This window comes from Actinacidiphila sp. bgisy144, assembly GCF_057708105.1.
Genome location: NZ_JBYIRM010000098.1, coordinates 1 through 1,286 on the forward strand (window position 1 = coordinate 1; position 1,286 = coordinate 1,286).

The 1,286-nt window shown below is 70.2% G+C and carries 1 protein-coding gene; it reads left to right on the forward strand.

What is annotated here, in order from left to right; all coding sequences use genetic code 11:
• Positions 1-94 precede the first annotated feature (94 nt).
• Positions 95-1,286: polyketide synthase dehydratase domain-containing protein (locus AC3EVP_RS36860; RefSeq protein ID WP_488179854.1), on the forward strand; the 1,192-nt coding region annotated here is incomplete at its 3' end.

A 1,286-nucleotide genomic window follows, 5' to 3' on the forward strand; every position in this document is an offset into this window, starting at 1 on the left:
GGAGACGGCGTTGCGTGCGCTGGCGGGTTTGTATGTGGCGGGTGTGGAGGTGGACTGGGCCGCGGTGAATGGTGGGGAGGGTGGGGCCCGGAGGGTGGCTTTGCCGACGTATGCGTTCCAGCGTCAGCACTACTGGCCGAAGTCGGTCGCCGGTCGTGGGGATGCCTCCTCAGCTGGTCAGCAGCGGGTCGGGCATGCGTTGTTGGCGGCTGCGGTGTGGCTGGCCGATGGTGATGGGTTGGTGTTGACGGGTCGGCTGTCGCTGGCCGCGATGCCGTGGCTGGCCGACCACGCGGTCCACGGCACGGTGCTACTACCCGGCACCGCATTCGTCGACCTGGCCGTCCACGCCGGCGACCTGGCCGGGTGCGGTGTCCTGGAGGAACTGACGCTCCAGGAGCCCCTGATCCTTCCGGGTTCTGGTGGCGTGCAGTTGCAGGTCCGTGTCGGTGACGGCGATGGTCCGCGAACGGTCACGGTCTCCTCGCGCGAGGGGGAGGGCGAATGGGTGCGGCACGCCGTCGGTCTGCTGGCCCCGGCCGATGGTGAGCCTGCTCCGGATCGGCTGTCCGTGTGGCCTCCGGCGGGTGCGGTGGCGGTTCCGGTCGACGATGCCTACGAGAGGCTGGCTCGACGCGGTTACGGTTACGGTCCGGCGTTCCAGGGGCTGCGGCAGGTGTGGCGTGCCGGGGACACCGTCTACGCCGAGGTGGAACTGCCCCAGGTCATCGACTCCGATGCGGCTGGGTTCGGCCTGCATCCTGCCCTCCTCGACGCTGCCCTGCATGCCCTCATCACTGCCAGCACTGGCAACGATGGCGGTGGTGGGACGGGGTTGCCGTTTGTGTGGTCGGGGGTGCGGCTGCTGGCCGGGGGTGCGCGTCAGTTGCGGGTGGTGCTGGCCCGTGGGTCGGGTGGGGTCTCGGTGGCGGCGTTTGACGGTGTCGGTCAGCCGGTGCTGGCGGCCCGGTCACTGGTGCTGCGGGAGGCGTCGGCTGGTCAGCTCACTGGGGCCGGTGGGCAGGTGCGGCAGTCGTTGTTCACGGTGGATTGGGTTCCGCTGCCTGCCCCGCAGGACTCTGACACCGCTGCGGTGCAGTGGGTGCGGCATGGTGAGTCGGTCGGGTCCGAGGTGGCTTCGGTGGTGGTGGCGGTGGTGCCGGCTGCCCCGTCGGGGATGTCGGCGCCGGAGGCGGCTCAGTTGGCTGCTGCGACGGTGTTGGGTTGGGTGCAGGAGTGGCTGGCCGATCCCGAGACGGACAATGCGCGGTTGGTGGTCTGGACCA